General features: G+C 64.2%; 3 protein-coding genes. 2 read left to right on the top strand and 1 reads right to left on the bottom strand.

Features of this window, described 5'->3' with window-relative positions; all coding sequences use genetic code 11:
- Positions 1 to 313: 313 nt before the first annotated feature.
- Entirely contained in the window at positions 314 to 1009 is a 696-nt protein-coding gene (locus tag CXY72_RS00225; protein WP_104125737.1) for a hypothetical protein, read from the bottom strand.
- 214 nt (positions 1010 to 1223) lie between these two features.
- Between CXY72_RS00225 and CXY72_RS00220 the strand changes: the two genes are divergently transcribed.
- Together CXY72_RS00220 and CXY72_RS00215 are read left to right on the top strand one after the other, a co-directional pair.
- Positions 1224 to 3899 (top strand): FtsX-like permease family protein, encoded by a 2676-nt coding sequence (locus tag CXY72_RS00220; RefSeq protein ID WP_233197563.1) that lies wholly within the window; start codon positions 1224 to 1226, stop codon positions 3897 to 3899.
- 47 nt (positions 3900 to 3946) lie between these two features.
- Entirely contained in the window at positions 3947 to 4744 is a 798-nt protein-coding gene (locus tag CXY72_RS00215; RefSeq protein WP_104125738.1) for an ABC transporter ATP-binding protein, read from the top strand.
- The last annotated feature ends 175 nt before the right edge of the window (positions 4745 to 4919 follow it).

Raw genomic sequence — 4919 nt, 5'->3', positions numbered from 1 at the left:
CCAGGTGTGATGCGATGAGTTTCTGTGCGACGTTGTATGCCACGGTAAGCTCCCTTACTCGATAGCGGCGCCCGCCGACATTCGTCGCGGTATGAACTAACCGCCGGGGTACGCCACTGCTACCAAGGTAGGTCACTCGTGACGCCGGGGCTAGCCTTCTCGGGGAGACTGGAAAAGATGGACCAGGAAGACAGGGCGCTGGGGCAGGCGAGCTAGGGTCTTGACCTTCTGTCAAAGGGTGAGGCCCAGGACCGTACGGCGCTGTGGGCGCTCGCACGGTGCCTGGACCTCAGTCTTGGCCGGACGCTCGCAGCTAGCGCAGGACTCCGCAGGCGACCGGGTCGGTTACCTCGGCGGGGAGAGCTGGGTTGAGTTCGCTCGCACCCTCGGGATCGCTGAGGTTGTACGCGCCGTTGCCGTCGTAGTCGTTTCCGTGGATGACTACGACGCCCTCGCCGGCGCGGATGGCTTCGGCGATTTGCGCGGCGGTGCCGAGCCCTTCGGCTCCTGGGTATCCGATTCCGGCTACGTCCGTGAAGCGGATGTTGGTGCGAAGGTAGCTATAGGCGCCGTTTTTCGCGACGGGGAACCGGGTAACGTCGAGGAAACTGGCCGGCGTGGTGTCTCCGCTGGTGTTCAGGGACACGACAACGGGGCCGTAGGCCGGTACCCCCTCGACGGTGTTCAGTCGCCCGTCGCCGTTTTTGTCCAACGCCAGCGTGGGGCATTCGTTCATGGCCTGTTCGCCATAGTGGATGTGCTGGGCGTGGGGAGCGTCGGGTGTCAAACCCCGCGCGCGGATTCCGATCGCCCGGATTGTCTCGCCGCGAACAATGGCGACCGCCTTACCCGACGCTCCCGAGTCGTTCAGCTCCGTGAGGTGGGCGGTCAGCACGACGTTACCGCGCACCGATTTCGGCACATGCGCTGATGCCGGTGCAGCGCCCAACGACACGGCGATTAGCGCGGCTGCGCTCGCGCCGAGCACCAGTTTGATGTTCTTCTTCACGATTCACTCCTATGGGTTTTCGCCCATCGGGACGATCCCGACGATTAGTGCGACAGCGTTGATACGTAGCCTTCAGCCAAATGCATTGGCATTGAGCGCACGCACGCGCGCCTGCGGCGAAGAGTATCCGCAAATCGCGCTTCCTGACAGGGGTGGTTGCTGACTTTTTCGGCCGCTCGCGTATGCCCTTTGTTAGTTCTCGCCATACGGAGTCTTGCTCCTCCCTGCCGTGTCGGCCCGCGGTATCTCTCTGGTCGCCGGTCGTCGAGAGGGCGTCCTGGACATCTGGTTCCAGGGTAATTTCTGGGAGGGGGTCCTCGATATCCTGTACATCTACGGTCTCAACGGACTGTGGACCCACGCGCTGCGCAAGCGCAAGGAGACGCGGCATGTCGCCGGCGTCGAACTGTTCAACCTTGTTCTCGACATCGTGCATCACTGGGTACTCACCTGGATGTCGCTCCAAATCCCCGGTATCGGGGTCTTGTCGTCGGAGGCACCGCAGCACATGCACTTTAAGTACACGCTCAACGACCTGCGCAAGAACCCCGGCGTTAACATCGCTTTGCTCGTGGTCCTCGTCCTCAGCGCCTTTCTAATGGCGAGTGGTGCGATGGTGATGGAGCGCACGCTCGGCTCGGTGAACGCCCTGTTCGATCAGGCCAAGCCGCCGCACTTCTTGCAAATGCATAAGGGTGCCTACGACAAAGCGGCACTGGATGCCTTCGCCACCGCGCATCCGGAGATCGACTCCTGGCTCATCGAGGACATGGTCGGTTACGACAGCGCCGCGCTCGCTTGGGCCCGCCCGGGCACGACGGAGTCCGGCACCCTGTCGAAGAGCCTCATCGACAACCTCCTCGTCACGCAAAACACCGCGTTCGACTTCCTTCTCGATGCCGACAGCACCATCGCGTACCCGGCTGACGGCGAGACCTTCGTACCGGTCGCCTATCAGCAGCGCTTCGGGCTGCAAGCTGGTGACGAACTGCGCATCCGTACCGATGCCGGCATCGAGGACTTCGTCATCGCGGGCTTCGTGCGCGATTCGCAAATGGCCTCGTCGCTCTCCTCCGCGACGCGGTTCCTCGTCTCCGACGCCGATTTCGAGCGACTGCGCGCGAGCGGTGGCAGTCCCGAGATCATCGTCGAGTATCGGCTCGCCGACCCGGCACAGACGAGCAATTTTCAGGCCGCCTACGAGTCGGATCAGTCATTGCCAAAGAACGGGCAGGCCGTCACCGGCGACATGATCCGCATCATCAACGCCATCAGCGACGGCCTGGTCGCGATCGCATTGATGTTCGTGAGCCTCCTGCTCATCGCCATCGCCCTCCTCAACGTGCGCTTCGTCATCCGCGGCAGGTTGCAGGACGAGGTTCATCAAATCGGCGCGATGAAGGCGATCGGCCTACCGAACTCGACCATCTCCGGTCTGTATCTGTCGAAGTACAGCGCGATGACGCTCATCGCCTGCGTCATCGGCGGCGGGCTCGCGATCGTCGCGTCGCGGGCGCTCACCAGCGGTATGCAGGCGAGCTACGCCACCGCCCCCGTCACAGCCCTGACTTTCTTGGCCCCGATTGCCGCGCTCGTGCTGGTGTTTCTCGTCGTCATCGCAATCTGCCGCCACGTACTGGGCATCATCAATCGCATTGAGGTCGTCAACGCCCTCGTCCACGGCTCTATCCTCAACGAGCACCAGACCGCGCGACGCGGGAAGCGGCTTGCCCGCCGGGTGCGCCGCTCGGCGTTTACCTCGTACAGGGGCGGCGACCTGGGCCGTCGAATCTCGCTCGTCGACCTCCGCTCCGAGGCAGGTCAGTGGATGCTGCTGCCGCTCGTCTTCCTGCTCGCCGTGGTTCTGATCACGTTACCGACGAACCTGCTCACCACCTTCCAGAGCCCGAAGTTCGTCACCTATATGGGTGCGCCCGAGAGTGACCTGCGTCTCGACCTGCAATTCTCCGACGATCTGGAGCAGGTGCGGGAGGAAGCGGATACGGCATTTGCCACCGACTCCCGTCTCGCCCAGGTGCACAGGTTCGCCAACGAACTTGTCGAGACGCTTGGGGACGAGGGGTGGGAGTCGATGCGCGTCGAGGTGGGGGACTACTCGGGGAACACGATCCAGTACCTGCGAGGCGGGCCACCCTCCGCCGGGGAGATCTCGCTGTCGGTGCTCAACGCCGACCGATACGGTGTCGACGTCGACGACGAGTTCACGGTGCGCCGTGACGGGAGCGAAGTCACCCTGACGGTGAATGGTGTCTATCAGGACATCACCAGCGGCGGCCAGACCGCCAAGATGGCGGGCGACGCGACCGGCGTCGTCACCGGCTACATCTACTACGGCACCACCGCAGCAGGGCAGGACCCCACCGTGATCGCCACCGACTACGGCGACCGGTTCCCGGCTGCGACCGTCGTACCGATGGGCGAGTACGTCTCGCAGACTCTCAGCTACGTCACCAGTGCTTTCTTCAACGCGGCGCTGCTCGCCATCGTGTTCGCGATCGGGGTCGCCGCGCTCATCACGACCCTGAATCTCACCCTGCGTCTCGCCCGCGAGAAGCGCCGCTCCGGTATCCTCTCCGCGCTCGGATTCTCCGGCTCCGAGCTCGCGGCACAACTACGGTTCAAGGCGATCCTCACCGTCGTGATCGGCACCATGATCGGCGTCGCCGTCGCTGCGACCCTCGGCGAGGCTCTCGTGGGCGCAGCGATCTCTCTTGCCGGTCTCGGCATCTCGAACCTGGCGTTTATCCCGAACCCGCTGCTCGTCTACGTGGCCTACCCGCTGCTGCTCATCGCCGTCGGCACGATCAGTGCCGTCGCCGTGTCGTCGCGGCTGCGTCGCGGCGACACGAGCGCGTGGCTGCGCGCCTGATGCACACACCCCGTCCCGCGAATCACGAATCCCCGAACGGATCACACATGACGCTCTCTGAAGCACCTTCGACCTCTCCCGCGCTCGTCACCACCGCCGTCGTCACGACCGCCCTGGAAAAGTCCTACCACTCGACAGAGCCGCCCACCCGAGTGCTCAACGGCATCGATCTCGCCGTTCGCCAAGGCGAATTCCTCGCCGTCATGGGCGCCTCGGGCTCCGGAAAATCGACGCTGCTGTACTGCATCAGCGGCATGGACCGGCCGACCGCTGGCCACGTGCGTCTCGGCGACCTCGACCTCACAGAGCTGAGCGAACGCGATATGAGTCACACCCGCCTCACCAAGATGGGTTTCATCTTCCAGCAGGCGTACTTCTTGTCCAACTTCAATCTGCGCGACAACATCCTGTTACCTGCGCTCAAGGCACAGCCTAAGGCCCGCGCCGAAGTCGAAGCCCGCGTCGACGCGATGCTCGAGCGATTCGGCATCGCCCACGTCGCCCACCACGGCATCACCCAGGTGTCGGGCGGCCAGCTGCAACGCGCGTCCATCTGCCGGGCCCTGGCCACCACGCCCGCAGTTCTCTTCGCCGACGAGCCCACCGGAGCCCTGAACAGCAGCATGACCCTCGAGGTGATGGATGCCCTCACCGGCGTGCATCGGGACGGCACCACGATCATGATGGTCACCCATGACCCCGCGTGCGCTGCCCGCGCCGACCGCGTCGTTTATCTGCGCGACGGCCTCCTCGTCGATGAGCGAGACTTGGGCGCCTGGCAACAGTCCGATACCTCCCGGCGTGAGGACGCCCTCCTCTCCTGGCTGCGCGATCACGACTTCTAGTCGTGCCGCCGCTACACGTCGTGCCGCCGCTACACGATCCGGCACGCCTTCGCCCCGATCCTGGCCGTGACTCATTCAGTCGGGACTGGTCCTTTGATTCTCGTTACATTCGCGATTAGCGGACCCTCAAGGGCGCAGAATCAAGATCCGTGGCGGCGTGGCGGCGTGGCGGCGT

Origin of the sequence: Cryobacterium sp. Y57 (genome assembly GCF_002929505.1) — a bacterium.
Taxonomy (GTDB): domain Bacteria; phylum Actinomycetota; class Actinomycetes; order Actinomycetales; family Microbacteriaceae; genus Cryobacterium.
The sequence above is the reverse complement of the archived record's forward strand: the minus strand, read 5'-3'. Positions and strand labels throughout refer to the sequence as shown.

What these genes read in the sequence shown, in the direction of transcription:
- CXY72_RS00215 (WP_104125738.1), top strand. Translation starts at nt 3,947, where the DNA reads ATGACGCTCTCTGAAGCACCTTCGACCTCTCCCGCGCTCGTCACCACC.